This window comes from Citrobacter sp. ABFQG, assembly GCF_004322975.1.
GTDB classification, from domain to species: Bacteria; Pseudomonadota; Gammaproteobacteria; order Enterobacterales; family Enterobacteriaceae; genus Citrobacter; species Citrobacter freundii.
Genome location: NZ_CP036435.1, coordinates 858,793 through 884,787, shown reverse-complemented (window position 1 = coordinate 884,787; position 25,995 = coordinate 858,793). Strand labels below are relative to the sequence as shown.

General features: G+C 53.9%; 27 protein-coding genes. 19 read left to right on the top strand and 8 right to left on the bottom strand.

Translation table 11 applies throughout. The features are described 5' to 3' along the window. Positions 1–148 precede the first annotated feature (148 nt). Positions 149–769, bottom strand: coding sequence for a superoxide dismutase [Mn] (gene sodA / locus WN16_RS04375; protein WP_003840480.1), 621 nt, complete (start codon positions 767–769; stop codon positions 149–151). A 289-nt stretch (positions 770–1,058) separates the two neighbouring features. On the opposite strand from sodA, the gene rhaT reads away from it, so the two are divergent. After that, positions 1,059–2,093 (top strand): L-rhamnose/proton symporter RhaT, encoded by a 1,035-nt coding sequence (gene rhaT / locus WN16_RS04370; RefSeq protein ID WP_003840477.1) that lies wholly within the window; start codon positions 1,059–1,061, stop codon positions 2,091–2,093. Here rhaT and rhaR read toward each other — a convergent pair. Further along, positions 2,090–2,938 (bottom strand): HTH-type transcriptional activator RhaR, encoded by an 849-nt coding sequence (gene rhaR, locus WN16_RS04365; protein ID WP_003840475.1) that lies wholly within the window; start codon positions 2,936–2,938, stop codon positions 2,090–2,092. The two genes, rhaT and rhaR, sit on opposite strands and share 4 nt — an antisense overlap. A gap of 131 nt (positions 2,939–3,069) precedes the next feature. Further along, positions 3,070–3,918, bottom strand: coding sequence for an HTH-type transcriptional activator RhaS (gene rhaS / locus WN16_RS04360; protein WP_044701836.1), 849 nt, complete (start codon positions 3,916–3,918; stop codon positions 3,070–3,072). Positions 3,919–4,221: 303 nt separating this feature from the next. Here rhaS and rhaB point away from each other — a divergent pair, with 303 nt between their 5' ends. The 5 genes from rhaB (at position 4,222) to rhaM (ending at position 9,504) form a co-directional block, all read left to right on the top strand. Continuing rightward, positions 4,222–5,691, top strand: a complete 1,470-nt coding sequence (rhaB, locus tag WN16_RS04355; RefSeq protein ID WP_003840470.1) for a rhamnulokinase — start codon at positions 4,222–4,224, stop codon at positions 5,689–5,691. Next, positions 5,688–6,947, top strand: a complete 1,260-nt coding sequence (rhaA, locus tag WN16_RS04350; protein WP_044701835.1) for an L-rhamnose isomerase — start codon at positions 5,688–5,690, stop codon at positions 6,945–6,947. Before rhaB ends, rhaA begins: the two co-directional genes overlap by 4 nt. A 143-nt stretch (positions 6,948–7,090) precedes the next feature. Further along, the gene (gene rhaD, locus WN16_RS04345) at positions 7,091–7,918 is read left to right on the top strand and encodes a rhamnulose-1-phosphate aldolase (RefSeq protein WP_044701834.1); all 828 of its coding nucleotides are present in this window, start codon (positions 7,091–7,093) and stop codon (positions 7,916–7,918) included. A gap of 126 nt (positions 7,919–8,044) precedes the next feature. Beyond that, positions 8,045–9,193 (top strand): lactaldehyde reductase, encoded by a 1,149-nt coding sequence (gene fucO / locus WN16_RS04340; RefSeq protein ID WP_044701831.1) that lies wholly within the window; start codon positions 8,045–8,047, stop codon positions 9,191–9,193. Beyond that, positions 9,190–9,504 carry an L-rhamnose mutarotase gene (rhaM, locus tag WN16_RS04335; protein WP_003840461.1) on the top strand — a complete coding sequence of 105 codons (315 nt, stop codon included), beginning with the start codon at positions 9,190–9,192 and terminating at the stop codon, positions 9,502–9,504. Before fucO ends, rhaM begins: the two co-directional genes overlap by 4 nt. 57 nt (positions 9,505–9,561) lie before the next feature. On the opposite strand, the gene WN16_RS04330 is transcribed toward rhaM, so the two are convergent. Then, positions 9,562–10,110, bottom strand: a complete 549-nt coding sequence (locus WN16_RS04330; protein ID WP_003028726.1) for an XRE family transcriptional regulator — start codon at positions 10,108–10,110, stop codon at positions 9,562–9,564. 101 nt (positions 10,111–10,211) lie between these two features. Here WN16_RS04330 and WN16_RS04325 point away from each other — a divergent pair, with 101 nt between their 5' ends. From WN16_RS04325 to WN16_RS04300, 6 genes are all read left to right on the top strand, one after another. Further along, entirely contained in the window at positions 10,212–10,871 is a 660-nt protein-coding gene (locus WN16_RS04325) for an AzlC family ABC transporter permease (RefSeq protein ID WP_003028720.1), read from the top strand. After that, positions 10,871–11,194, top strand: coding sequence for an AzlD domain-containing protein (locus WN16_RS04320; RefSeq protein WP_003847885.1), 324 nt, complete (start codon positions 10,871–10,873; stop codon positions 11,192–11,194). Before WN16_RS04325 ends, WN16_RS04320 begins: the two co-directional genes overlap by 1 nt. 182 nt (positions 11,195–11,376) lie before the next feature. Next, on the top strand, positions 11,377–11,823 hold the full coding sequence (locus tag WN16_RS04315; RefSeq protein WP_003847887.1) for a PTS fructose transporter subunit IIA: 447 nt from the start codon (positions 11,377–11,379) through the stop codon (positions 11,821–11,823). A gap of 10 nt (positions 11,824–11,833) precedes the next feature. Beyond that, positions 11,834–13,279 (top strand): PTS fructose-like transporter subunit IIBC, encoded by a 1,446-nt coding sequence (locus WN16_RS04310; protein ID WP_003847888.1) that lies wholly within the window; start codon positions 11,834–11,836, stop codon positions 13,277–13,279. Beyond that, positions 13,269–14,339: an aminopeptidase gene (locus tag WN16_RS04305; RefSeq protein WP_044701829.1), complete on the top strand. Its 1,071-nt coding sequence runs from the start codon at positions 13,269–13,271 to the stop codon at positions 14,337–14,339. The genes WN16_RS04310 and WN16_RS04305 overlap by 11 nt, the downstream gene beginning before the upstream one ends. Next, entirely contained in the window at positions 14,339–16,084 is a 1,746-nt protein-coding gene (locus WN16_RS04300) for a putative frv operon regulatory protein (RefSeq protein WP_044701827.1), read from the top strand. Before WN16_RS04305 ends, WN16_RS04300 begins: the two co-directional genes overlap by 1 nt. 56 nt (positions 16,085–16,140) lie before the next feature. Here WN16_RS04300 and WN16_RS04295 read toward each other — a convergent pair whose 3' ends face one another. After that, entirely contained in the window at positions 16,141–16,353 is a 213-nt protein-coding gene (locus tag WN16_RS04295; RefSeq protein ID WP_003825262.1) for a DUF1471 domain-containing protein, read from the bottom strand. Positions 16,354–16,482: 129 nt separating this feature from the next. Here WN16_RS04295 and WN16_RS04290 point away from each other — a divergent pair, with 129 nt between their 5' ends. Both WN16_RS04290 and WN16_RS04285 read left to right on the top strand, forming a co-directional pair. Beyond that, positions 16,483–17,004, top strand: a complete 522-nt coding sequence (locus tag WN16_RS04290; RefSeq protein WP_044701824.1) for a Crp/Fnr family transcriptional regulator — start codon at positions 16,483–16,485, stop codon at positions 17,002–17,004. Between the two features lie 58 nt (positions 17,005–17,062). Further along, positions 17,063–17,569 carry a YgjV family protein gene (locus tag WN16_RS04285; protein ID WP_044701822.1) on the top strand — a complete coding sequence of 169 codons (507 nt, stop codon included), beginning with the start codon at positions 17,063–17,065 and terminating at the stop codon, positions 17,567–17,569. On the opposite strand, the gene fdhD is transcribed toward WN16_RS04285, so the two are convergent. After that, positions 17,536–18,372, bottom strand: a complete 837-nt coding sequence (gene fdhD, locus WN16_RS04280; protein ID WP_071681347.1) for a formate dehydrogenase accessory sulfurtransferase FdhD — start codon at positions 18,370–18,372, stop codon at positions 17,536–17,538. The genes WN16_RS04285 and fdhD overlap by 34 nt on opposite strands. Before the next feature lie 193 nt (positions 18,373–18,565). On the opposite strand from fdhD, the gene fdnG reads away from it, so the two are divergent. From fdnG to fdhE, 4 genes are read left to right on the top strand one after another with little or no spacing between them, the layout of a single operon-like run. Beyond that, positions 18,566–21,616 carry a formate dehydrogenase-N subunit alpha gene (gene fdnG, locus WN16_RS04275; protein ID WP_088169089.1) on the top strand — a complete coding sequence of 1,017 codons (3,051 nt, stop codon included), beginning with the start codon at positions 18,566–18,568 and terminating at the stop codon, positions 21,614–21,616. Positions 21,617–21,628: 12 nt separating this feature from the next. Then, the gene (gene fdoH, locus WN16_RS04270; protein ID WP_003028691.1) at positions 21,629–22,531 is read left to right on the top strand and encodes a formate dehydrogenase O subunit beta; all 903 of its coding nucleotides are present in this window, start codon (positions 21,629–21,631) and stop codon (positions 22,529–22,531) included. Next, entirely contained in the window at positions 22,528–23,163 is a 636-nt protein-coding gene (gene fdoI / locus WN16_RS04265) for a formate dehydrogenase cytochrome b556 subunit (RefSeq protein WP_003028686.1), read from the top strand. The genes fdoH and fdoI overlap by 4 nt, the downstream gene beginning before the upstream one ends. Further along, a complete protein-coding gene (gene fdhE / locus WN16_RS04260) occupies positions 23,160–24,089 on the top strand; it encodes a formate dehydrogenase accessory protein FdhE (RefSeq protein ID WP_003028685.1) in 930 nt (309 codons plus the stop codon). The genes fdoI and fdhE overlap by 4 nt, the downstream gene beginning before the upstream one ends. A gap of 36 nt (positions 24,090–24,125) precedes the next feature. Here the strand turns inward: fdhE and WN16_RS04255 are convergent, their stop codons facing one another. Both WN16_RS04255 and WN16_RS04250 read right to left on the bottom strand, forming a co-directional pair. After that, complete coding sequence (locus tag WN16_RS04255) at positions 24,126–24,500, bottom strand: type II toxin-antitoxin system VapC family toxin (RefSeq protein ID WP_003028682.1); 375 nt, start codon at positions 24,498–24,500, stop codon at positions 24,126–24,128. After that, a complete protein-coding gene (locus WN16_RS04250; RefSeq protein WP_043018956.1) occupies positions 24,500–24,742 on the bottom strand; it encodes a CopG family transcriptional regulator in 243 nt (80 codons plus the stop codon). Before WN16_RS04250 ends, WN16_RS04255 begins: the two co-directional genes overlap by 1 nt. A gap of 205 nt (positions 24,743–24,947) precedes the next feature. Here WN16_RS04250 and WN16_RS04245 point away from each other — a divergent pair, with 205 nt between their 5' ends. Further along, positions 24,948–25,856: an alpha/beta hydrolase gene (locus WN16_RS04245; RefSeq protein WP_044701816.1), complete on the top strand. Its 909-nt coding sequence runs from the start codon at positions 24,948–24,950 to the stop codon at positions 25,854–25,856. Positions 25,857–25,995: the final 139 nt, after the last annotated feature.

The window sequence follows — 25,995 nt, the reverse complement described above, 5'->3', positions numbered from 1 at the left end:
AGATAGACATTCATAGAGACTATAAAAGTGATCCCACTCGCATAATAAAACCTTGTTTCAATTTAAGTGGATCATTGTTTTTATATTGAGTTTGATCACAAAAAAACCCCACAAGCATCGCTTGCAGGGCTTCGTTAAAGCATAGAATTTATTTTTTTGCTGCGAAACGCGCGGCAGCTTCGTCCCAGTTCACGACGTTCCAGAACTCTTTGATGTAGTCCGGGCGACGGTTCTGGAATTTCAGGTAGTAAGCGTGTTCCCAAACATCCAGGCCCACGATTGGGAAACCGGAAGCGCCAGAGATAGCTTCACCCATCAGCGGGGAATCCTGGTTGGCGGTGGAAACAACAGCCAGTTTGTCACCTTTCAGCACCAGCCACGCCCAGCCGGAGCCAAAGCGGGTTGCCGCTGCTTTTTCAAATTCAGCTTTGAAGTTGTCAACGGAGCCAAAGTCACGTTCGATAGCCGCTTTCAGGTCACCCTGCAGCGTAGTACCGGTTTTCAGGCCTTTCCAGAACAGGCTGTGGTTAGCGTGACCGCCCGCGTTGTTACGCAGTACGGTTTTCTTGTCTGCTGGCAGTTGATCCAGTTTGGTGATCAGCTCTTCAGCGGACAGGCTGGCGAATTCTGGCAGGCTTTCCAGCGCAGCGTTCGCGTTGTTTACGTAAGCCTGGTGGTGTTTGGTATGGTGGATTTCCATCGTCTGCTTATCGAAGTGCGGTTCAAGGGCATCATAAGCGTACGGCAGGGATGGCAGTGTATAACTCATAATCATCTCCAGTATTGTCGGGCGGCCTGTGTTAACGCCGCGTAAGCAGTTGGGTCATTATAGTTAATTAAATGATATTGAAAATGATTATCAATGCCGTACTTTTTACAAGGTTTTAATAGCGCATGTTGATTGCTAAAGATGTGAACCGAATCACCCAGTTAACGTGATGATTGCCAACATGCGCAAAATGGCGGCAATCGTTAAAAGGTTAACATCCTGCGTAATTTTTAAACTCGTTTGGTCGGAGGGGTCATTACCGACGATAAAAAATAACGAGGATTAAGTCATGAGTAACGCGATTACGATGGGTATCTTTTGGCATTTGATAGGCGCAGCCAGTGCCGCCTGTTTCTATGCCCCGTTCAAACAAGTCAAACATTGGTCATGGGAAACGATGTGGTCGGTTGGCGGGATCGTCTCTTGGCTTATCCTGCCATGGACCATTAGCGCCATGTTGCTTCCCAATTTCTGGGCCTACTTCAGTTCTTTCAGCCTCTCTACGCTGGCTCCGGTGTTTCTGTTCGGCGCGATGTGGGGGATTGGCAATATCAACTATGGTCTGACCATGCGCTATCTCGGTATGTCGATGGGGATCGGCATTGCAATTGGGATTACGTTGATTGTCGGCACGCTGATGACCCCAATTATCAACGGCAACTTTGATGTGCTGATCAATACTTCCGGCGGACGCATGACGCTGCTTGGCGTACTGGTCGCGCTGATTGGCGTCGGTATTGTGACTCGGGCCGGTCAGTTAAAAGAACGCAAAATGGGCATCAAAGCGGAAGAGTTCAACCTGAAAAAAGGGCTGGTTCTGGCGGTCATGTGCGGCATTTTCTCCGCCGGGATGTCATTTGCGATGAACGCCGCTAAACCAATGCACGATGCCGCCGCCGCGCTGGGTGTCGATCCATTGTATGTCGCCCTGCCCAGCTACGTGGTTATCATGGGCGGCGGCGCGTTAGTCAACCTGGGCTTTTGCTTCATTCGTCTGGCAAAAGTGAAAAACTTGTCGATAAAAGCCGACTTCTCGTTAGCCAAGCCACTGATTATCACCAACGTGCTGCTGTCTGCGCTTGGTGGCCTGATGTGGTATTTGCAATTCTTCTTCTACGCCTGGGGCCACGCGCGTATTCCGGCTCAATATGATTATGTAAGCTGGATGCTGCACATGAGCTTCTATGTTCTGTGCGGCGGGATTGTCGGGCTGGTGCTGAAAGAGTGGAAAAACGCGGGTCGCCGTCCGGTAAGTGTGCTAAGCCTTGGCTGCGTGGTGATCATTGTCGCGGCAAACATTGTGGGTCTGGGAATGGCCAGCTAATCATGTTGGGTGCTGAGATGACGCCACTGGCTCGGCGTCATCCCGGTTTCGCGCGTGAACACTACCGAAAAGTAGTTACTGTCCTCAAAGCCGCAGCGCATGGAAATCTCACTAATCATCAACCGACTATGTTTGAGCAGATACTGCGCATGGCAAACCCGCACCTGGCGGAGATACTGGTTGATGGTCATGCCGGTCTGGCTGCGAAACTGCTGGCGCAAAACGCGCTCGCTGCACCGTTCGCGCTCGCAAAACTTATTCAGTTCGAACGCATGCTCATGGCTACCGGCTAACGCGGTGATCAGTTTATCCAGCAGCGTTTCGCTCGACGTCGCCGGGAGCGTATCCGTGGCATAACGATGCCGCTTAAGGTGGGTCACCAGTTGCCCGAACAGCAGCTCAGCCATGGTAAAAGCCTGCGCATCACGTTGATTACTTTCATGCTCAAGCTGGCTTATCACCTGTCTGACCTGGCTCATGCCAACGCTACCGAGTCGCCAGTGCGGGTGCCTCGGCGCACCATCAAATCCGGGGATCGCCCCTTGCCAGTCAACATTCAGCGTCAACCGCTCCGGGCAGTAGATGATATTTTGCAGCACAAGGTCGTTAACGGAAGTGTAGGAGTGTTTATCTTCGGCGCGAATGTAAAACAGATCGCCACGGGTTATCCGGTACGGGCGATCGTTAAGGACATGCAGGCCATTACCGCGCCAGACCAGAACCAGCTCGCAAAACTCATGGGTATGCTCAGCAAAGACATCCTGCGGATAACGATCGGCTACGGCGACAGCCTGCTGCTCATGCGCAAAAAAGTCTGATTTCAGAAGGACCAGATGGTTCGCCATCACAATATTCCCTGCCGGGTGGCCGCTACGTGTCACGTAATCTGTAGGCCGGATAAGGCGTAGCCGCCATCCGGCGTTAAGGAACATGATTATCTGAGATTCGGCGATAAAAAACGTTGATAGCTTTCGCGTTACTGGAGGCTGCTTGCCACAACGAGATCGCGCCCCTGACGAATATCGCGTGGCGACCACTTGAACTCACGGCGAAAAAGCGTCGAAAAGTGGTTACTGTCGCCGAATCCGCAGAGATAAGCGATGTCTGTCACGCTATCATCACTGTGACGAAGCAGATGCCGAGCCTTGATCAGCCGCAAGCGGTTAAGGTAGCGCTGCGGCGTCAATCCGGTTTGCTGTTTGAGCTGGCGATGCAGAGTACGCAAAGAGAGGGAAAACTTCTCGGCCAGCGCCTCCCAACATACCTCGTCGGCAAAGTTATCTTCCAGCCACGCCATCAGGAGGTTAAGCCGCGCGTCGTTATCGGTCGCTGCTTCCATCAGGCTGCTTTTACGCAGCAGCACCAGCAGCTGCATAAACAGGATCTCGCGATTTGCCGCCGTTGGTGTATCCATCCCCTCACCGAGCCCTTCCATCTGCCCCACCAGTTGTCGAACCTGCTGCAACACACCCTGATTCACCCGCCAGTGCGAAGGATACTGCCCATTCTGTTCCTGAGGTAAAAGTTGATTCAGCCCAGCCAGAAATTGAAACGCATCCGGGGAGCGATACAACACATTGGTCAGGCACAGATTGTCAGTATGTTCATATAAATGCCGGTCATGATCGCGAACGAAACACACCGTACCGCCGCTGATGGTGTAAGGCTGTCCGTTGAACACATGGATCCCCGTTCCATGTTCGACCACCACAATTTCATGAAAATCATGATGATGTTCTGGAAACGCAGGTTGAGGAAGCCGCGGTTCAATAGCCACTGGCGCTTTACCTGTCGGAAAAAAATCCACGCAATGCAATATCGTCATGATGACATCCTTCCCGATCAAATGAACATGGCTGAATAGTAATTAAGGGTTATCACCCTCACCTTAAATTTTTGACGCCAAAGTGCGTAAACACGGTCAATTCTTCAAGAAATGGCGGGAAAGATCGGGAATTGCGGAAGACGTCACATCCGCTAAAACCGACCCTATTAATAGAAATTGTGAACAGCATCACGTTCACCTTTGCCATGTTGCCAGCCGCTAATTGTGGCTGTCACTGTCAAGAAGGTACGCGTTATCTGGGGTTCTTAGACTGAGTGCAATAAAACTCAGAAGGACCTCGCTATGACTTTTCGCCATTGTGTCGCAGTCGATCTCGGCGCATCCAGTGGGCGCGTAATGCTGGCGCGTTACAACAGTGAACACCGCACCCTGACGCTGCGTGAAATCCACCGCTTCGTGAACTGCCTGCAAAAAACAGACGGTTTTGACACCTGGGACATCGACAGCCTGGAAAACGATATTCGTCTTGGCCTGAAAAAAGTCTGCGATGAAGGCATTCGGATAGACAGCATCGGCATTGATACCTGGGGCGTGGATTACGTTCTGATCGATAACGTCGGTCAACGTGTCGGTCTGCCGGTCTCTTACCGTGACAGCCGCACGACCGGCATTATGGCGCAAGCGATGGCGCAGCCGGGTAAAGGTGAAATTTACCGCCGTAGCGGCATTCAGTTTCTGCCCTTTAACACCCTGTATCAGTTGCGTGCGCTGGTTGAACAACAGCCAGAACTGCTCCCGCAGGTGGCCCATGCCCTGCTGATCCCCGACTACTTCAGCTTTCGCCTGACCGGCAAAATGAACTGGGAATACACCAATGCCACCACCACCCAGTTAGTCAATATTAATACCGACGACTGGGATGACACTCTGCTGGCGTGGACCGGAGCAGACAAAGCCTGGTTTGGTCGTCCGACGCATCCGGGGAACGTAATTGGTCACTGGATTTGCCCGCAGAAAAATCAAATTCCGGTCGTAGCCGTCGCCAGTCACGACACGGCCAGCGCGGTCATTGCTTCTCCGCTGGCCGACAAAAACAGCGCCTATCTTTCTTCCGGGACCTGGTCGCTGATGGGCTTTGAGAGCAGAACGCCGTATACCAACGATGCGGCACTGGCGGCGAATATCACCAACGAAGGCGGCGCGGAAGGGCGCTACCGTGTCCTGAAAAATATTATGGGGCTGTGGCTGCTCCAGCGCGTATTAAAAGAGCGCCAGATTTCCGACCTGCCAACGCTTATCAGCCAAACGCAAGCGCTGCCGGCTTGTCAATTCCTGATAAACCCGAACGACGATCGCTTTATCAACCCCGACGATATGAGTGCAGAAATTCAGGCAGCATGCCGTGAATCAGGCCAACCCGTACCCCTGCAAAACGCCGAACTGGCGCGCTGTATCTTCGACAGCCTGGCGTTGCTGTACGCCGACATCCTGCAAGAGCTGGCACAACTGCGTGGTGCAGCATTTAGCCAACTGCACATTGTCGGTGGCGGCTGCCAGAACACCTTACTGAACCAGTTGTGCGCGGATGCCTGCGGTATTCGCGTGATGTCCGGGCCAATTGAGGCCTCCACGCTCGGCAATATTGGCATCCAGCTGATGACGCTGGACGAGCTGAACAACGTTGATGATTTCCGTCAGGTGGTGCGCGCTAACTACGAACTGACCACCTTCATTCCCAATCCTGAAAGTGAAATTGCCCGCTACCAGGCGCAGTTTCAATCACTACGACAGACAAAGGAGCTTTGCGCATGACCACTCAACTTGAACAAGCCTGGGAACTGGCAAAACTGCGTTTCGCCGCGGTAGGCATTGATGTCGAGGCGGCCTTACGCCAGCTCGATCGTCTGCCGATCTCCATGCACTGCTGGCAGGGCGATGATGTCGCCGGTTTCGAAAATCCGGAAGGTTCGCTCACTGGCGGTATTCAGGCTACCGGTAACTATCCGGGTAAAGCGCGTAACGCCACCGAACTGCGGGCCGATCTGGAGCAGGCGCTGAGCCTGATTCCGGGTCCAAAACGTCTGAATTTGCACGCGATCTATCTGGAATCTGATACGCCGGTTGCCCGCGATCAAATCAAACCTGAGCACTTTAAAAACTGGGTGGAGTGGGCGAAAGCGAACCAGTTAGGACTGGATTTCAACCCATCCTGCTTCTCACACCCGCTGAGCGCCGACGGTTTCACGCTGGCCCACGCCGATGACACCATTCGCCAGTTCTGGATCGATCACTGCAAAGCCAGCCGTCGCGTCTCGGCGTATTTTGGCGAGCAGTTGGGTACGCCATCAGTGATGAACATCTGGATCCCGGATGGCATGAAAGACATCACTGTTGATCGTTTAGCGCCGCGCCAACGTCTGCTGGACGCGCTGGACGAAGTGATCAGCGAGAAACTAGACCCGGCGCACCATATCGATGCCGTCGAAAGCAAGCTGTTTGGCATCGGTGCGGAAAGCTACACCGTGGGCTCTAACGAGTTCTACATGGGTTACGCCACCAGTCGCCAGACGGCGCTGTGTCTGGATGCGGGTCACTTCCATCCGACCGAAGTGATTTCCGACAAAATCTCCGCCGCCATGCTGTACGTGCCGCGCCTGCTGCTGCATGTCAGCCGTCCAGTGCGTTGGGACAGCGATCACGTGGTGCTGCTGGATGATGAAACGCAGGCGATTGCCAGCGAGATCGTGCGCCACAACCTGTTTGACCGCGTACACATCGGCCTCGACTTCTTCGACGCCTCCATTAACCGCATCGCCGCGTGGGTGATCGGTACCCGCAATATGAAAAAAGCCCTGCTGCGCGCGCTGTTAGAACCGACCGAGCAACTGCGCCAGCTCGAAGCCAGCGGCGACTACACCGCACGCCTGGCCCTGCTGGAAGAGCAAAAATCGCTGCCGTGGCAGGCCGTCTGGGAGATGTATTGCCAGCGTCACGACACGCCAGCGGGCAGCCAGTGGCTGGACAGCGTGCACACTTATGAAAAAGAGATTTTGAGCAAACGTAGCTAACCGTGACACCAGGCTTGTAGGCCGGATAAGACGCCTCGCGTCGCCATCCGGCAATGAATGAAACACGATTGCCGGATGGTGCTTCGCTTATCCGGCCTGCGTAAGACCCGATAACGTTCGGGCACTAAACAGGAACACCGAACATGCAAAACATTACTACTTCCTGGTTCGTCCAGGGGATGATCAAAGCCACTTCTGATGCGTGGCTGAAAGGCTGGGACGAGCGTAACGGCGGTAACCTGACGCTGCGTCTTGATGAAGCAGATATCGCGCCATTTAGCGCCGATTTCCACGAAAAACCACGCTATATCGCGCTGAGTCAGCCGATGCCGCTGCTGGCGAATACGCCGTTTATCGTCACCGGTTCGGGGAAATTTTTCCGCAACGTCCAGCTCGATCCTGCAGCCAATTTGGGCGTGGTGAAAATCGACAGCGACGGTGCGGGCTACCACATCCTCTGGGGCCTGAATCACGAGGCTGTACCGACCTCTGAACTGCCGGCTCACTTCCTCTCTCACTGCGAACGCATTAAAGCGACGAACGGTAAAGACCGCGTGATCATGCACTGCCATGCCACCAACCTGATCGCTCTGACCTACGTGCTGGAAAACAACACCGCGCTGATTACCCGCAAGCTGTGGGAAGGCAGCACCGAGTGCCTGGTGGTGTTCCCGGATGGCGTTGGCATTCTGCCGTGGATGGTGCCAGGTACAGATGAAATTGGTCAGGCGACCGCCGAGGAAATGCAGAAACACTCGCTGGTACTGTGGCCATTCCACGGCGTGTTCGGCAGTGGACCCACCCTCGACGAAGCGTTCGGTTTGATCGATACCGCAGAGAAATCCGCTGAAGTTTTAGTCAAAATCTATTCGATGGGCGGTATGAAGCAGACCATTACGCGTGAAGAGCTGATCGCACTTGGCAAACGCTTCGGCGTGACGCCGCTGGCCAGCGCCATAGAGCTGTACTGATACCTCCCCACTCAACGCCGGATGCAGCTTCGCCTTATTCGGCCTACATGACGGTGCGCATTTCACCGTAGGCCCGATAAGCGTAGCGCCATCGGGCACCAGGGAATTTTTTTAAGGAGAATAGTGATGAGCTTTATGTTGGCACTGCCAAAAATTAGCCTGCATGGCGCCGGCGCGATTGCCGATATGGCGAACCTCGTGGCGAATAAACAATGGGGCAAAGCGCTGATCGTCACCGATGGTCAACTGGTAAAGCTGGGCCTGCTGGATAGCCTGTTTGCCGCGCTGGATGAACATCAGATGTCTTACCAGCTGTTTGATGAGGTGTTTCCAAACCCGACGGAAGAGCTGGTGCAGAAAGGTTTCGCGGCGTATCAGGACGCCAAATGTGACTACATTATTGCCTTCGGTGGCGGTAGCCCGATCGATACGGCTAAAGCGGTGAAGATCCTGACCGCCAACCCCGGCCCTTCTACTGCTTACTCCGGCGTAGGCAAAGTGAAAAATGCGGGTGTACCGCTGGTCGCCATCAATACCACCGCCGGTACGGCAGCAGAGATGACCAGCAACGCGGTCATTATCGACTCTGCCCGTAAGGTCAAAGAGGTAATCATCGACCCGAATATCATCCCGGATATCGCCGTGGATGACGCCAGCGTCATGCTGGACATCCCGGCATCCGTCACCGCCGCAACCGGTATGGACGCCTTAACCCACGCGGTGGAAGCCTATGTTTCCGTTGGTGCGCATCCGCTCACCGACGCTAACGCGCTGGAAGCGATTCGCCTGATCAACCTGTGGCTACCAAAAGCGGTCGACGACGGTCATAATCTCGACGCTCGTGAGCAAATGGCGTTTGGTCAGTATCTGGCGGGGATGGCCTTTAACAGCGCTGGTCTCGGTCTGGTGCATGCTCTGGCGCACCAGCCGGGCGCAACCCATAATCTGCCACACGGCGTCTGCAACGCCATCCTGCTGCCGGTAATCGAAAACTTTAACCGTCCAAACGCCGTGGCGCGCTTTGCCCGCGTGGCGCAGGCGATGGGCGTCGATACCCGTGACATGAGCGATGAAGCGGCAAGTATGGAGGCCATCAACGCGATTCGTGCACTCAGCAAGCGTGTCGGTATTCCTGCGGGCTTTAGTTCACTTGGCGTGACGAAAGAGGATATTGAGGGCTGGCTGGATAAAGCGTTGGCCGATCCGTGTGCGCCGTGCAACCCGCGCACCGCCAGCCGCGACGAGGTCCGCGAGCTGTATCTGGAGGCGTTATGATTCGCAAGGCCTTTATAATGCAGGTGAATGCCGACGCGCACGTTGAGTACCAGCGTCGTCATAACCCCATCTGGCCAGAACTGGAAACAGTGCTGAAAGAACATGGCGCCCATCACTACGCGATTTATCTCGATCAGGCGCGCAATCTGCTGTTCGCCACCGTTGAGATTGAGTCCGAAGAACGCTGGAATGCCGTTGCCAGCACCGACGTTTGCCAACGTTGGTGGAAGCATATGCGCGACGTAATGCCGACCAACCCAGACAACAGTCCGGTCAGCGCAGAGCTAAAAGAAGTGTTTTATTTGCAGTAGTCTTGTAGGCCGGATAAGGCGCTAACGCGCCGCATCCGGCACAACGCAACATAACAGTTAGTTCTGCTCAGAAACCAGAATCGCCTGGGTGTCAGGCTCCAGCGCTTTAAAGATATGCGCCTGGTCAGCGGGGTAACAAATATAGTCGCCCTCGCCTAACTCCTCCGGTGCTTCCGTCAATCCCACCATCGCCTTACCCTGCGTCACGATGATGTGTTCAACCGATCCCGGCGGATGCGGCTGTGAAATCCGATCCGCACCCGGCTGCGTCAGCAGCAGATAGATATCCCGCCGTGCCCCCGGTGGGCAGGCGGCCAGTAAAATGGCCTGATAGTGGGCCTGCTCAGCCACAACTTTTGTTCCTTCGCCGCGGCGAATCACCTGCGTTTTTTGTTCCTGCGGCTCCAGCAGGCGCGCAAAGGGAATATCCAACGCCACACACAGCGACCAGAGCGTTTCCAGGCTAGGATTGCCATTGCCCGCTTCCAATTGCGAGAGTGTCGATTTTGCAATCCCTGCGCGACGGGCAATCTCTGCCAATGACAAACCGGTGCGCTGACGTTCACGCACCAGGCTTTTCGCGATCATACTGATGGGCTGGGTCATTCACGACTCCATGTTCTTTATATCGAACGAATCGTTCGACTTGTAATATTGACTGGTCGCGTTCATTATAATGGAAATTCGTTCGATATGGCTAAAATGGTATGAAACATTATTTTTCCAGTCTCAAAGGCGACACAATAAAAGCAATATTTTTAGTCTGTCTGGCCGTCGGCGTAGTCGGCATGTCATACGGCTCGCTGGCAATGGCCTACGGCTTCCCGCTGTGGGTACCGTTTGTGCTCTCTATTACCGTGCTGGCGGGTGCATCCGAGTTTATGTTTATCGGCATCGTCGCCAGCGGCGGTAACCCACTGGCGGCTGCGGCTGCCGGTTTACTGGTCAACGCCCGACACATCCCGTTTGGCGTCACGGTGCGCGATCTTGTGGGCTCCCGGGCTGCGAGTTTCCTCGGCTGTCATATCATGAACGACGAAAGCGTAGTATTCGGCCTGTCGCAAAAAACACCCGAACAACGTAAAGCAGCCTATTGGCTGTGCGGTCTGGGCGTCGCTATTTTCTGGCCTGTTGGCACACTGATCGGCGCGGGCGTCGGCAAACTGCTCCCCGCCCCGGAAACCATCGGTCTGGATGCCGTCTTCCCTGCAATTTTATTGGCCTTAGTGGTCCCGGCCTTTAAAAACCGCACCACACTGATTCGCGCCTGTAGCGGTGCCGGGTTGTCGCTTGCCGCCATCCCCTTTGCGCCGGTCGGTTTACCGGTTTTGCTCTCACTGTTTGGCTTACTGACGAGGAAAAAATAATGGGCAACATGACGCTGTTTATCGTCGGTATCGCCATCTTATCTCTGGGAACCTATTTAATGCGTTTAGGCGGAGCGAAGCTTGGGAGTCGTTTAGCGTTCTCGGAACGCTCGCAGGCGCTGCTTTCCGACGCCGCAACGGTATTACTGTTCTCCGTTGCGCTGGCGACCACCTTTTACGAAGGCGAACACTTTGCCGGTATGGCGCGGGTTCTTGGGGTTGGCTTCGCGGTATTTCTCGCCTGGCGCAAGCTGCCGCTAATCGTGGTGATCGTTGCCGCCGCGGTGGTGACCGCATTGTTAAGGATGGCGGGAATACACTAAAAAAATAATTACCCTGGCGAAATATTCATCAGGGTAATCGCCTGTAGCGTTGTGTGTTTTACCCCACAAAACCACGCGCTAACTCGGCCCCAAATTGTCATTCCACGCTGACATATTGCCGCTCATCTCTTCGCCATCTCGCCGTTAGAATCAAATCAAATAGTTTTAACAGAGCCCCCCACATGACAACCCTTACAGCTAACTGCATTGACCTGAATATTCAGGGGAATAGCGTGTATGCCATCCTCAAGCAACTGGCAGATATGGCGTTTCAGAATGGCTATGTCTCCGATCGCAGCATTTTCCTGCAAACGCTATTGCTGCGCGAAAAGCTGCATTCCACCGGCTTTGGCTCGGGTATTGCCGTCCCGCACGGTAAGAGCGCCTGCATCAGGCAGCCCTTTGTGTTGTTCGCGCGCAAGTCAGAAAACGTGGACTGGAAAGCCAGCGACGGCGAGGACGTCAACTGCTGGATCTGCCTCGGCGTGCCACAAACCGGCGAGGACGATCAGGTCAAAATCATCGGCACCCTGTGCCGCAAAATCATTCATCAGGATTTCATCGATCAACTGAAGCAAGGTGACGCCAGCCAGGTGCTCGCCCTGCTTAATCAGACCTTAACCTCATAAGGACGCGGCTATGGAGTCATCCTTACGTTTAGTGGCGATCACCAACTGTCCGGCGGGGATCGCCCACACTTATATGGTGGCAGAGGCGCTGGAGCAAAAAGCGCGCTCGCTCGGCCACACGATTAAAGTCGAAACCCAGGGCTCAAGCGGCGTCGAAAACCGCCTGAGCAATGAAGAGATTGCCGCTGCCGATTATGTCATTCTGGCCACCGGTCGCGGCCTGAGCGGCGAAGACCGGGCACGTTTTGCCGGGAAAAAAGTCTATGAAATCGCCATTTCCCAGGCGCTAAAAAATATCGACCTGATTTTTACGCAGTTACCGACGCATTCCCAACTTTTCGCCGCCGATAGCAGCGTGAAACTGGGAAAACAGGAGGTCCAGCACGGTAGCGTAATGAGCCACCTGATGGCGGGCGTTTCCGCCGCGCTGCCGTTTGTTATCGGCGGCGGTATTCTGGTCGCCATCGCCAATATGCTGGTGCAGTTCGGTTTGCCCTATACCGATATGTCGAAAGGCGCGCCGTCGTTCACCTGGATTGTTGAATCGATCGGCTATCTGGGCTTTACCTTTATGATCCCGATTATGGGGGCATATATTGCCTGGTCGATTGCCGATAAACCCGCTTTTGCCCCAGCATTTCTGGTGTGTTATCTGGCGAACGATAAAGGCCTGCTGGGTACGCAGTCCGGCGCAGGATTTCTCGGCGCGGTCGTACTCGGGCTGGCAATTGGCTACTTTGTCCTTTGGTTTCGCAAGGTTCGCCTCGGCAAAGCGCTACAGCCACTGCTTGGTTCTATGCTGATCCCGTTTGTCACTTTACTGGTGTTCGGCGTACTGACTTACTACGTCATCGGCCCGGTGATGTCCGACATCATGGGCGGTCTGCTGCACTTCCTGAACACCATTCCTCCATCCATGAAAATGGGCGCGGCCTTCCTCGTTGGTGCGATGCTGGCGTTTGATATGGGCGGGCCAATCAATAAAACGGCCTGGTTCTTCTGCTTCTCACTGCTGGAAAAACATATCTATGACTGGTACGCCATCGTCGGCGTGGTGGCGCTGATGCCGCCCGTCGCGGCGGGAATCGCTACCTATTTAGCGCCTAAACTGTTTACGCAACAGGAGAAGGCCGCCGCCAGCAGTGCGATTGTCGTCGGCGCCACCGTCGCTACCGAGCCGGCCATCCCCTACGCACTGGCCGCGCCGCTGCCGATGATTACCGCCAATACGCTCTCCGGTGGCGTTACCGGCATGCTGGTTATCGCCTTTGGAATCAAACGCCTCGCGCCGGGTTTAGGTATCTTTGATCCGCTGATTGGCCTGATGTCTCCGGCGGGATCATTTTACCTGGTGCTGGCTATCGGTCTGGCACTGAACATTTCGTTAATTATTATCCTGAAAGGGTTGTGGCTGAAACGTAAAGCCGCGCAGCAGGAGCTTGCCCATGAACATTGAGTTACTTCAGCAGTTATGCGAAGCCAGCGCCGTCAGCGGCGATGAACAGGAAGTTCGTACTCTTCTCATTAACGCGCTGGAATCCAGCGTCGATGAAATCACCTTCGACGGCCTCGGTTGCTTTGTCGCCCGCAAAGGCAACCGCGGGCCGAAGGTGGCGGTTGTCGGCCATATGGATGAAGTCGGCTTTATGGTCACGCATATCGACGAGAGCGGATTTTTGCGCTTCACCACCATTGGTGGTTGGTGGAGCCAGTCGATGCTGAACCACCGGGTCACCATTCGCACACGCAAGGGATTTAAAATCCCTGGTATTATCGGCTCCGTCGCTCCGCACGCGTTGACGGAAAAGCAGAAACAGCAGCCGCTGACCTTTGACGAGATGTTTATCGATATTGGCGCTAACAGCCACGAAGAAGTAGAAAAATACGGGATTGCGATCGGTGACTTCATTAGCCCGGAAGCCAATTTCGCTCGCTGGGGCGAAGATAAGATCGTCGGTAAAGCGTTGGATAACCGCGTCGGCTGCGCGCTGATGGCTGAGCTGTTACAAACCGTCGATAACCCTGACATTACCCTGTACGGCGTGGGCAGCGTGGAAGAAGAGGTCGGGCTGCGCGGAGCGCAAACCTCGGCCGAGCATATCAAGCCCGACGTGGTGATAGTGCTGGATACCGCAGTTGCGGGCGATGTGCCCGGAATCGACGCCATCAAATACCCGCTCAAGCTTGGCGATGGCCCTGGCCTGATGCTGTTCGATAAGCGCTATTTTCCCAATCAACAGCTGGTCGCCGCGTTAAAAGCGTGTGCCAAAAACAGCGATGCGCCTTTGCAGTTCTGCACCATGAAAACCGGGGCGACGGACGGCGGACGCTATAACGTTATGGGAGGGGGGCGTCCGGTGGCGGCACTCTGCCTGCCGACACGCTATCTCCACGCCAACAGCGGCATGATTTCCGCAGCAGATTACGACGCGCTGTTTACGCTGGTGCGCGAGCTGCTGAGCTCGCTGACGGCAGAAAAAGTGAAATCCTTCACCGACTTTCTCCAGGTGAATTAATGTTATCGGAACGCCAGTTAAAAATTGTGGATATTCTTGAACAGCAGCCGTGTCCGTTGGGCGAGCTGGCGCGACAAACTGGCGTTTCGAGTCGAACCATCCTGCGCGATATTGATTACCTCAATTTTACCCTCAGCGGTAAGGCTCGTATTCAGCCTGGCGGCAACGCGGGTTATCAACTGGATATCGTCGACAGACGCGGTTATTTTCAGCTTCTGCAACGCCATGATAATGATGACCGGTTGCTGGCCTTTCTTCTGCTTAATACCTTTACACCCCGCGTACAGCTGGCTTCAGCACTCAATTTACCTGAAACCTGGGTGGCAGATCGTCTCCCGCGTTTGAAACAGCGCTATGAGCGCGCCTTTTGTCTTGCCAGCCGCCCGGGCGTCGGTCATTTCATTGATGAACCAGAAGAAAAACGCATAATCCTGCTGGCAAATCTGCTTAAAAAAGATCCACTCTTAATTCCACTGCCAGGTATTACCCGAGACAACATCGACAGGCTCAACACTGCATGTGAAAAACTTGATGAATTCCCGTTCATCTCGGGAGAGTACCTGGCAAGTCTGGTGCTGGCAGTCTACGCCCTGCGTAATCAGCTCACCGGATCGTGGCCGGAGTGTCGGTATATATCACTGAAAAATGCGGTGGAACAAGGAGGAGTCTACCTGGGCGAAAACGCTTTCAGAACCCTGATCGGTCTTCTGGAAATCAGGCAACGTCAGGCAATGACCATCTCGGCCGATGCGGTGACCTGCTTGTTAAAAAGCGTTCCCGGCATTGCCGCGTTGAACGTTATCGATGCCCAACTGGTTGAAAATATTACTGGCCACCTGTTGAGATGCGTCTCTGCCCCGGTTTGGGTACCGGAGCATCGCCAGAGCAGTATGCATAACCTGAAGTCTACCTGGCCTGCCGCTTTCGATTTGAGTTTGCGTTTTATCGCCCTGTTGCGCGAAAAACTGGATATCCCGTTGTTCGATAGCGATCTCATCGGGCTTTACTTCGCCTGTGCGCTGGAGCGGCATCAAAACGAGCGTCAGCCGGTCATTTTATTATCCGACCAGAATGCTATCGCCACCATCAACCAACAGGCTATTGAGCGGGATGTCCTGAATTGTCGGGTGATCATTGCGCGAAATACAAGTGAAGTCAGCGCCATCAGCGAAGAAATCACCCCGCTGTTAATCGTCAACAATAGTCACTATCTGCTTGATGAATCTCTAAAAAACACCTTAACCATCAAGAATATTATCACCGCAGCGGGTACCGAGCAGATCAAACACTTCCTTGCGACGGCCTTTATCCGCCAGCAGCCCGAACGTTTCTTTTTACAGCAGGGCTGCTTCCATTACGCCAATATGAAGGCCGAAAGCTGGCAGAGCATCATCGGTCGGATCTGCGGCCAGCTTGTGGCCCAGGGCCATATCACTGAGGACGAAGCGCTACGCATTTGCGCCCGGGAGCATGAAGGTGAAAACTTGATAGTGAATCGCCTGGCGATTCCTCATTGCTGGAGCGAACAGGAGCGTCGTTTCCGCGGTTTCTTTATCACCCTCGCACAGCCCATTTTGGTGAATAACGAACCCGTCAGTCATGTCCTGATCGCCTGTGCCGCCGCCGAGGCGCGGCATGAACTAAAAATCTTCAGTTATTTATCCAGCGTACTGAGCAGCCATCAGGCTGATACTATTGCGGGATTGACCGGATATGAAGCGTTTATTGCATTGCTCAGGCAGTAAATATCAGAAATGAAAAAAGCGCCTCAAGGGCGCTCTTTCGACAGTACTGAGGTATCTTATTTCAGCAGTTCAGCAGTCATGTGCACGCGGTTACCGGTGTAAGCCTGAGTGATTTTATAATCGCTGGCGCCTGCACGTTCAGCCTGGGCGGCAATTTTTGCTTCAGCACTTTCCAGCGTAGAACCGGTTGCAGTAACTGTCTGAGCAGCGAAAGAACCGAAAGAAGTAGCCAGAGCGATAACTGCGACAAAAGTTTTGATGCTTTTCATGATATAAACCCTTTAACTTAGTTGTTTGAGTAAGGCACCGTGCCTTGATGTGATAAATAATAGCCCTCACATCGCACAACTAAAAGCGGAAGGATTTGCCAGTCTTATTCAAATTATTTGAGAGATAAAGTGTCACGTACTCAGGAATCACAATGGCTTGCTGGCAGCCGTAGAAAAACGCAACCGGCAGGTAGTTGGTTACTTCGTCAAGGTGAACCACAAAGTAAAATTCATCTTTTGCATCATGGTGTTGCTCGTGCGGTTTATCACGCGGACAACGGCATTGAAAGGGTTAAAGAATTCTACTTTGCCGGAGAATACTGCTTTCTGTACCTGAACTGGCTAACTAACACGCCTGCCGATTACAGTCTGCAAATGATCGCCGCTGGAGAAACCACTGAAATCCCCTTGGCGTTGCTGAATGCACCGGAAAATCAGGAGATTAAGACCCAGCTACTGGTCCAGCAATTGATCTACAAAGAGAAAAAAGAGCAAATGCTGCTGCTCAATACCCCAGAGCAACGCTACCAGTACGTACAAACACACTTCCCGGACTGGGAGTCGCAGCTCACTCAGCGTGATCTCGCCAACTATATCGGCATTACCCCCGTTAGCCTGTCCCGTATTCGCCAGCGTCTTAACAAAGGTTAACGCCTTACGTTGATGCGTCGATTATTGTCCCGTCACTCTTTAATCGATGGCGACCACAATGAACGCATTTCTTCTCTCTCAGATGCTGGCTGGCATCAGCTTCTTACTGGATATTTCCGCTTTTCATTTTCAACGCCGGGCTATCACTTTAACGCTGCTCACCGGCTCTACTTCCCTGTTAGCTATCCATTTCTATCTTTTGGATCAACACGCTGCGGCTGGGCTAATGATCATTGCCGCTTGCCGCTATGCGACGGCCATCATCACGTTTCACCGCTGGGTGATGTGGGGATATATGCTGGGATCGCTGCTGTGTAGCATTTATCTTTGGCAAAATCTGTCGAGTATTTTGCCGCTGATGGGAAGCCTGTTGATGACTTTTGCGTCGTTTCAAAAACGCAGCGGAAAATTACGGGGATACACATTGTGCGGAAGCCTGTGTTGGCTACTGAACAATGTGATTGTTGGCTCGCCGGTTGCCGTAATCATGGAACTAGCATTTTCAGGCAGTATTCTGGCCGCCTGGTGGCGTCACTGCGCGACCAGACGCTGTGGATGCGTATAAATCGTCGCCCTGCCCGGTTTGCAAAAACCCACCAGCGTCAGGTTACAGCGCTCGGCAACTTCTACCGCCAGCGTTGTCGCGGCAGACACAGCAAACAGAATCTCCACGCCGCACATCGCCGACTTCTGCACCATCTCGTAGCTGGCCCGGCTGGAGACTAATACCGCGCCCTGTTGCCAGGTTTCCCCTTCGATTGCGCGTCGCCCCAGCAGTTTATCCAGCGCAACATGACGCCCAACATCTTCATGCCCGCCCGCCAGATGACCTGACGGCTGTACCCAGGCAGCCGCGTGTGTGCAGCCTGTCAGTTGCCCCACGGGTTGAAAATTATTGAGATGGCGTAAAGCGTGATCGAGATTCGCCAGATCGAATGTCTGGGTAAACGGCAGCGGCTGGACTGGCTTGCCAATGTCATTGAGCTGCTCCACGCCACAAACGCCGCAACCGGTGCGACCGGCCAGCGCGCGACGACGTTCCTTCAGCCCCATAAATCGGCGACTGGACAGCTCAACCTGCACTTCTAATCCGTTACAGGAAGGAACCACTTCCATTGCGTAGATATCCTGCGGGCGCTCAATAATGCCTTCAGAAAGTGAAAAGCCCATCGCAAAGTGCTCAAGATCTTTCGGTGACGCCATCATCACCACGTGCGAAATCCCGTTGTAAACCAGCGCAACCGGTACTTCTTCAGCGACGACATCCGGCTGAGGATGTTGCAAATCCTCGCGTTTCCAGAGGGTCAACTGGCGCGATCCTGTCAAAGTCGTCACATTTTTGATGTTTTCTCGAATAATCTTATTCACTTTCTTTTAACCATATTGGAACACGCATACCAACATTGTGGTATTCTTTACAAACCCCTCCTGGAGGGAGGGAAATTCACCCAATTCTGGACCTTTGCGGTCCCGTCCGCAAAGAAAAATAACAACCACTTCCCTCACGCTCGAGTAACGGAAAAGTGAAGGGAACGTGACAATGTCGAAAAAGGAGCAAACCATGCAGGTCAGCAGAAGGCAGTTCTTTAAGATCTGCGCTGGCGGTATGGCAGGCACCACGGCAGCGGCACTGGGTTTTGCACCCGGCGTAGCGCTCGCGGAAACACGGCAATATAAACTGCTGCGTACCCGCGAAACCCGTAACACCTGCACTTACTGTTCCGTTGGCTGTGGACTGTTAATGTACAGTCTCGGTGACGGAGCAAAAAACGCCAAAGCATCCATCTTCCATATCGAAGGGGACCCGGATCACCCGGTGAACCGTGGCGCGTTGTGCCCGAAAGGGGCAGGGCTTGTGGACTTCATCCACTCCGAAAGTCGCCTGAAATTCCCGGAATACCGCGCACCAGGCTCTGATAAGTGGCAACAGATTAGCTGGGATGAGGCATTTGACCGCATCGCTAAGCTGATGAAAGAAGACCGCGACGCAAACTACGTTGCACAAAACGCCGAAGGCGTAACCGTTAACCGCTGGCTTTCCACTGGGATGCTGTGTGCTTCCGCTTCCAGTAACGAAACCGGCTATTTAACGCAAAAATTCTCCCGCGCGCTCGGTATGCTCGCGGTCGACAACCAGGCACGCGTCTGACACGGACCAACGGTAGCAAGTCTTGCTCCAACATTTGGTCGCGGTGCGATGACCAACCACTGGGTCGACATTAAAAACGCCAACCTCGTTGTGGTGATGGGCGGTAACGCCGCTGAAGCTCACCCGGTCGGATTCCGCTGGGCGATGGAAGCTAAAATTCACAACGGCGCGAAGCTGATTGTGATCGATCCGCGCTTTACGCGAACCGCAGCGGTGGCTGATTTCTATGCGCCGATTCGTTCCGGTACTGACATTGCTTTCCTGTCAGGCGTCTTGCTGTACCTGCTGAACAACGAAAAATTCAACCGCGAATACACTGAGGCCTATACCAACGCCAGCTTGATCGTGCGTGAGGATTACGGTTTCGAAGATGGCCTGTTCACTGGCTACGACGCGGACAAACGCAAGTATGACAAAACCAGCTGGAACTACGAGCTGGATGAAAAAGGCTTCGCCAAACGCGATGTCACCCTGCAACACCCGCGCTGCGTGTGGAACCTGCTGAAACAGCACGTCTCCCGCTATACGCCGGACGTTGTAGAAAATATCTGCGGTACGCCAAAGGCTGACTTCCTGAAGGTCTGTGAGTACATCGCAGAAACCAGTGCCAAAGATAAAACCGCGTCGTTCCTGTACGCCCTTGGCTGGACACAACACTCCGTAGGTGCGCAGAACATCCGTACCATGGCGATGATCCAGTTGCTGCTTGGCAACATGGGGATGGCCGGCGGCGGTGTTAACGCCCTGCGCGGCCACTCCAACATTCAGGGTCTGACCGACTTAGGCCTGCTGTCACAAAGCCTGCCTGGCTATATGACGCTGCCGAGCGAAAAACAGACTGACCTGCAAACCTACCTTGCCGCCAACACGCCAAAACCGTTGCTGGAAGGTCAGGTGAACTACTGGGGTAACTACCCGAAATTCTTCGTTTCGATGATGAAAGCCTTCTTTGGCGATAAAGCGACAGCGGAAAACAGCTGGGGCTTCGACTTGCTGCCGAAGTGGGATAAAGGGTACGACGTGCTGCAGTACTTCGAGATGATGAACCAGGGCAAAGTGAATGGCTATATCTGCCAGGGCTTTAACCCGGTCGCGTCATTCCCGAATAAAAACAAGGTCGTGGCTTCACTGTCCAAACTGAAATTCCTGGTCACCATTGACCCACTCAACACCGAAACGTCTACCTTCTGGCAGAACCACGGTGAGTCGAACGATGTTGACCCGTCGAAAATCCAGACCGAAGTATTCCGTCTGCCGTCCACCTGCTTCGCCGAAGAGAACGGTTCTATCGTCAACTCCGGTCGCTGGTTGCAGTGGCACTGGAAAGGCGCGGACGCCCCGGGGATTGCCGTTACCGATGGTGAAATCCTCGCCGGTATCTTCCTGCGCATGCGCAAGATGTATGCCGAGCAGGGTGGCGCGAACCCGGAACAGGTGCTGAGCATGACCTGGAACTACTCCACACCACACGAACCGGCTTCGGAAGAAGTGGCGATGGAGAGCAACGGTAAAGCGTTGGCCGACATTATCGACCCGGCAACAGGTGCAGTCATCGTTAAGAAAGGCCAACAGCTTAGCTCGTTCGCCCAACTGCGTGACGACGGCACCACTTCCAGCGGCTGTTGGATTTTTGCCGGTAGCTGGACGCCGGAAGGCAACCAGATGGCACGTCGCGATAACGCCGACCCATCAGGCCTTGGCAACACGCTGGGCTGGGCATGGGCGTGGCCGCTCAACCGACGCATTCTGTATAACCGCGCTTCCGCTGATCCGCAGGGGAATCCGTGGGATCCAAAACGTCAGATCCTGAAATGGGATGGGGCGAAATGGAGCGGGATGGATATTCCGGACTACAGCGCCGCCGCACCTGGCAGCAACGTTGGGCCGTTCATCATGCAACCGGAAGGGATGGGACGCCTGTTTGCTATCGATAAGATGGCGGAAGGTCCGTTCCCGGAACACTACGAGCCGTTTGAAACGCCGCTGGGGACTAACCCGCTGCACCCGAACGTTATCTCTAACCCTGCCGCGCGCATCTTTAAAGGTGACGCGGAATCACTGGGTAAAGCAGATAAATTCCCGTACGTCGGTACGACCTATCGTCTGACCGAGCACTTCCACTACTGGACCAAGCATGCGCTGCTCAATGCCATCGCACAGCCGGAACAGTTTGTGGAAATTGGCGAGAAGCTGGCGAATAAACTCGGTATCTCTCATGGCGATACCGTCAAAGTCTCCTCTAACCGCGGCTACATTAAAGCCAAAGCAGTGGTGACTAAACGTATTCGCACGCTGAAGGCCAACGGTCAGGATATCGACACCATCGGTATTCCGATTCACTGGGGCTACGAAGGTGTGGCGAAAAAAGGCTTTATCGCTAACACGTTAACGCCATTCGTCGGTGATGCGAACACGCAGACGCCGGAATTTAAGTCCTTCCTCGTGAACGTGGAAAAGGTGTAACGGAGACGACCTATGGCTTATCAATCGCAAGACATCATTCGTCGTTCCGCCACTAACGGTTTCACCCCCGCGCCTCAGGCGCGGGACCATCAGGAAGAGGTGGCGAAGCTTATCGACGTCACCACCTGTATCGGCTGTAAAGCGTGTCAGGTGGCGTGTTCTGAATGGAACGACATCCGTGATGAAGTGGGCAACAACGTTGGGGTGTACGACAACCCGGCTGATTTGACCGCTAAATCCTGGACGGTAATGCGCTTCTCGGAAGTGGAACAGAACGACAAACTGGAGTGGCTTATCCGCAAGGATGGCTGTATGCACTGTGCCGATCCGGGCTGCCTGAAGGCGTGTCCGGCTGAAGGCGCAATCATTCAGTATGCCAACGGTATCGTCGACTTCCAGTCCGAGCAGTGCATCGGCTGTGGCTACTGTATCGCAGGCTGTCCGTTCGACGTGCCGCGCCTCAACCCGGAAGACAACCGCGTCTACAAATGTACGCTGTGCGTTGACCGTGTCGTGGTCGGGCAAGAACCGGCCTGCGTGAAAACCTGCCCAACCGGCGCGATTCATTTCGGTACTAAAGAGTCGATGAAAACGCTGGCAGGCGAGCGTGTGGCGGAGCTGAAAACGCGTGGTTACGAAAACGCGGGTCTGTACGATCCGGCAGGCGTTGGCGGTACGCACGTCATGTACGTATTGCACCATGCTGACAAGCCGAATCTGTATCATGGCCTGCCGGAGAACCCGGAAATCAGCGCCACCGTGAAATTCTGGAAAGGCATCTGGAAACCTCTCGCAGCCGTCGGCTTTGCAGCGACATTTGCGGCCAGTATCTTCCACTACGTCGGTGTAGGCCCGAACCGCGCGGAAGAGGAAGAAGACAACCTGCATGAAGAAAAAGACGAGGTGCGCAAATGAAACGACGTGACACCATCGTGCGCTACACGGCGCCGGAACGCATCAACCACTGGATCACTGCCTTCTGCTTCATTCTGGCGGCAGTGAGCGGGATGGGCTTTCTCTTCCCGTCTTTTAACTGGCTGATGCACATCATGGGCACTCCGCAACTGGCGCGAATTGTGCACCCGTTTGTCGGCGTGATCATGTTTGCCTCGTTTATCATCATGTTTTTCCGTTACTGGCACCACAATCTAATCAATCGGGATGATATCTTTTGGGCGAAGAATATTCGTAAGATTGTCGTCAACGAGGAAGTAGGTGACACGGGACGTTATAACTTCGGCCAGAAATGCGTATTCTGGGCGGCGATTATCTTCCTGGTCCTGTTGCTGGTGAGCGGAGTGGTCATCTGGCGTCCGTATTTTGCACCTGCTTTCTCAATCCCGGTGATCCGATTCGCGTTAATGCTGCATTCATTTGCCGCAGTAGCGCTAATTGTGGTTATCATGGTGCACATTTACGCCGCCCTTTGGGTGAAAGGCACCATTACCGCGATGGTGGAAGGATGGGTTACCAGCTCATGGGCGAAGAAACATCACCCGCGCTGGTACCGTGAAGTCCGCCAGAAACAGGAAAAGTCATCTGAATGAGTATTCGCATAATCCCGCAAGATGAGCTGGAGAAGAGCGAGAAACGCACGGCGGATATGATTCCGCCGTTATTATTCCCCAGACTCAAAAATTTGTATAACCGCCGCGCTGAGCGCCTGCGCGAGCTGGCCGAGAACAACCCGCTGGGCGACTACCTGCGCTTTGCCGCGCTGATCGCCCACGCGCAGGAAGTGGTGCTGTACGACCATCCGCTGCAGATGGATCTGACCGCGCGCATCAAAGAAGCGAACGATCAGGGCAAACCGCCGCTGGATATCCACGTCCTGCCACGCGACAAGCACTGGCAAAAGCTGCTGCAGTCGTTGATTGCTGAGCTGAAGCCAGAGATGAGCGGTCCCGCGTTAGCGGTGATCGAGAATCTGGAAAAAGCCTCAGAGCAAGAACTGGAGCTGATGGCCAGCGCGCTGTTTGCCTCTGATTTTGCCTCCGTCAGCAGCGACAAAGCACCGTTCATTTGGGCTGCCCTGTCGCTCTACTGGGCGCAGATGGCAAGCCTGATCCCCGGCAAAGCCCGTGCGGAATACGGTGAACAGCGTCAGTACTGCCCGGTGTGTGGTTCAATGCCGGTCTCCAGCATGGTGCAAATCGGTACCACCCAGGGTCTGCGTTATCTGCACTGCAACCTGTGCGAAACCGAGTGGCACGTGGTGCGCGTGAAGTGCAGCAACTGCGAGCAGAGCCGTGATTTGAACTACTGGTCACTGGATAACGAACAGGCGGCAATCAAAGCTGAAAGCTGCGGCGACTGCGGGACTTACCTGAAGATTCTCTATCAGGAAAAAGACCCGAAAGTCGAAGCCGTGGCCGACGATCTCGCCTCACTGATGCTGGACGCGCACATGGAGCAAGAGGGCTTTGCCCGCAGCTCCATCAACCCGTTCCTGTTCCCGGGTGAAGGGGAGTAAGTTCTTCGCACTACCGGGCGGCGTAAGTCGCCCGGGTTATAATGTATACGGTGTGACCACACCGGATAGGCCTGCAAAATCCTTAGTATTTCGCGTAACCAGCGTAAGACGATGAATCTGTGCTGTTGCCAAAATAATGGCATCCGGCAATTTCATCCCATATTCCTGTCTGATACTCACGCTTCGTTCAGCAATATCCTGTGAAACGCCGATCACGTTAAAAGCACCTAGCGCAACACGAGTACGGGCTTCCTGATGGTATTTTTTTGCACCCACCATCACCTCCATCCATGTAATGAGGCTGATTGCATTCTGCGGCGGCCATGTTTCTATCGCTAGTTTTGCTTCATTTCTCCCACTAAACAGATCGATGAGGATGTTGGTATCAAAAAGCGCGGATCCTTTGACCATTACCATTCCTCACGGAGTTTACGCTGGTATTCAACACCATCTTCCTCACAGCCTTGCCACAGCCCAAGAGCACGTGAAATTGTGGTTTCAGCCTGATCCTGTCTCTCAAGATACTGTTCAACGGCCTCCCGTAAAAGTTCTGCTCGCGGCAGGTTGCGCTGCACCTTGAGATCATCAAGACGTTTAATCACTTCATCTGATAAATCGAGTAAAATTCTGCCCATATCCATCCCAGCCATCATACTCATATATACCTCAAGTATATCATCAGCGATTAATTTCCACACAACATACACCTGAAAAAAGCGAGAAAATAGCCTCCACGCGAACGATTTTTACTTTTGCGAGCCGCTTTCCAGAATCATACCCACCCCTATTTTTCCCATTTTCATTCTTAGTAATCCAGGTTATAAACCTGTATATCCATACAGATAAGAGTATTTAAAAATGGCACTGGAAAGCGGGATTGCGCAGTTAGTTGAGGCATTTATCGCGGCGGGACGCCCTTCTTCCCGTGAGCAGAATATTGATGACCGGAGAGCGGCCTATATTGCCAGTACGGCGCTGGCCGGAGAAACTGAAACCCGCGTACAGGCTGAAGATATTGAACTCGATGCCATGGCATTTCGCGTTATTTCGCCGCGGGGCAGCACGGGAAATCTCCCCTGCGTTATCTATTATCACGGCGGCTGCTTTGTCAGCGGTGGATTTGCCACACATGATAACCAGCTAAGGCAACTCGCCAGGTACAGCGGCTGTCGGATCATTGCGGTGCAGTATCGCCTCGCACCAGAGCATACCTTCCCGGCAGCACATAACGATGCTGAAACCGGGGCCAATATCATCTGGAAGTATGCCCAGAAACTGGGGGTAGACCGGGACAACATTACGCTTGCTGGCGACAGCGCAGGTGGACACCTGGCGCTGGTCACCGCACTACGCCTGAAAGCTGCCAGGCAATGGCAACCTGCACAGCTTATGCTGATCTACCCGATGCTGGACGCAACCGCCAGCTTTGCGAGCTATGACCATAATGGACGGGATTACATTATCACTCGCGATACACTGCTTTCGGGCTACGAAATGTATATGCCGAAAACCGATCCATTACATCCCGAAGTCAGCCCACTCTGGCGCAAAGACTTCAACGGTTTACCGCCCACGCACATCATTACTGCCGAATTCGACCCACTGCGAGATGAGGGTGAAGCCCTGTATCAACGGTTCCTGGAGCAAGGCGTGGAGTGCTCTTGCCAACGCTATCTCGGCGTCATCCACGGTTTTTTCCAGTTGGCAGGGGTGAGCCCGGCGGCACGAAATGTGATGCGAGATGTGGCCTGGAGGCTTGGCGAATAAGGATGTTCATAAGTTCTGAAATTAAGGAAGGTACCCGTCAATACAATCATCGACAGCATGCGATTTTTATCAAAATGCGGATTATGGCATTTTCATAATCCGCATTTTACATCAGCAAATGAACCCAACATTACATTTT

Excerpts from the sequence above, each read along its gene's own strand:
- WN16_RS04300 (WP_044701827.1), top strand. The coding sequence starts at position 14,339 with ATGTTATCGGAACGCCAGTTAAAAATTGTGGATATTCTTGAACAGCAG.
- WN16_RS04285 (WP_044701822.1), top strand. The coding sequence starts at position 17,063 with ATGAACGCATTTCTTCTCTCTCAGATGCTGGCTGGCATCAGCTTCTTA.
- fdhE (WP_003028685.1), top strand. The coding sequence starts at position 23,160 with ATGAGTATTCGCATAATCCCGCAAGATGAGCTGGAGAAGAGCGAGAAA.
- rhaD (WP_044701834.1), top strand. The coding sequence starts at position 7,091 with ATGCAAAACATTACTACTTCCTGGTTCGTCCAGGGGATGATCAAAGCC.
- sodA (WP_003840480.1), bottom strand. The coding sequence starts at position 769 with ATGAGTTATACACTGCCATCCCTGCCGTACGCTTATGATGCCCTTGAA.
- rhaS (WP_044701836.1), bottom strand. The coding sequence starts at position 3,918 with ATGACGATATTGCATTGCGTGGATTTTTTTCCGACAGGTAAAGCGCCA.
- WN16_RS04245 (WP_044701816.1), top strand. The coding sequence starts at position 24,948 with ATGGCACTGGAAAGCGGGATTGCGCAGTTAGTTGAGGCATTTATCGCG.
- WN16_RS04305 (WP_044701829.1), top strand. The coding sequence starts at position 13,269 with ATGAACATTGAGTTACTTCAGCAGTTATGCGAAGCCAGCGCCGTCAGC.
- WN16_RS04295 (WP_003825262.1), bottom strand. The coding sequence starts at position 16,353 with ATGAAAAGCATCAAAACTTTTGTCGCAGTTATCGCTCTGGCTACTTCT.
- WN16_RS04255 (WP_003028682.1), bottom strand. The coding sequence starts at position 24,500 with ATGGTCAAAGGATCCGCGCTTTTTGATACCAACATCCTCATCGATCTG.
- fdoH (WP_003028691.1), top strand. The coding sequence starts at position 21,629 with ATGGCTTATCAATCGCAAGACATCATTCGTCGTTCCGCCACTAACGGT.
- rhaB (WP_003840470.1), top strand. The coding sequence starts at position 4,222 with ATGACTTTTCGCCATTGTGTCGCAGTCGATCTCGGCGCATCCAGTGGG.
- rhaT (WP_003840477.1), top strand. The coding sequence starts at position 1,059 with ATGAGTAACGCGATTACGATGGGTATCTTTTGGCATTTGATAGGCGCA.
- fucO (WP_044701831.1), top strand. The coding sequence starts at position 8,045 with ATGAGCTTTATGTTGGCACTGCCAAAAATTAGCCTGCATGGCGCCGGC.
- rhaM (WP_003840461.1), top strand. The coding sequence starts at position 9,190 with ATGATTCGCAAGGCCTTTATAATGCAGGTGAATGCCGACGCGCACGTT.
- WN16_RS04310 (WP_003847888.1), top strand. The coding sequence starts at position 11,834 with ATGGAGTCATCCTTACGTTTAGTGGCGATCACCAACTGTCCGGCGGGG.
- WN16_RS04250 (WP_043018956.1), bottom strand. The coding sequence starts at position 24,742 with ATGATGGCTGGGATGGATATGGGCAGAATTTTACTCGATTTATCAGAT.
- WN16_RS04315 (WP_003847887.1), top strand. The coding sequence starts at position 11,377 with ATGACAACCCTTACAGCTAACTGCATTGACCTGAATATTCAGGGGAAT.
- rhaR (WP_003840475.1), bottom strand. The coding sequence starts at position 2,938 with ATGGCGAACCATCTGGTCCTTCTGAAATCAGACTTTTTTGCGCATGAG.
- WN16_RS04320 (WP_003847885.1), top strand. The coding sequence starts at position 10,871 with ATGGGCAACATGACGCTGTTTATCGTCGGTATCGCCATCTTATCTCTG.
- WN16_RS04330 (WP_003028726.1), bottom strand. The coding sequence starts at position 10,110 with ATGACCCAGCCCATCAGTATGATCGCGAAAAGCCTGGTGCGTGAACGT.
- WN16_RS04325 (WP_003028720.1), top strand. The coding sequence starts at position 10,212 with ATGAAACATTATTTTTCCAGTCTCAAAGGCGACACAATAAAAGCAATA.
- fdoI (WP_003028686.1), top strand. The coding sequence starts at position 22,528 with ATGAAACGACGTGACACCATCGTGCGCTACACGGCGCCGGAACGCATC.
- rhaA (WP_044701835.1), top strand. The coding sequence starts at position 5,688 with ATGACCACTCAACTTGAACAAGCCTGGGAACTGGCAAAACTGCGTTTC.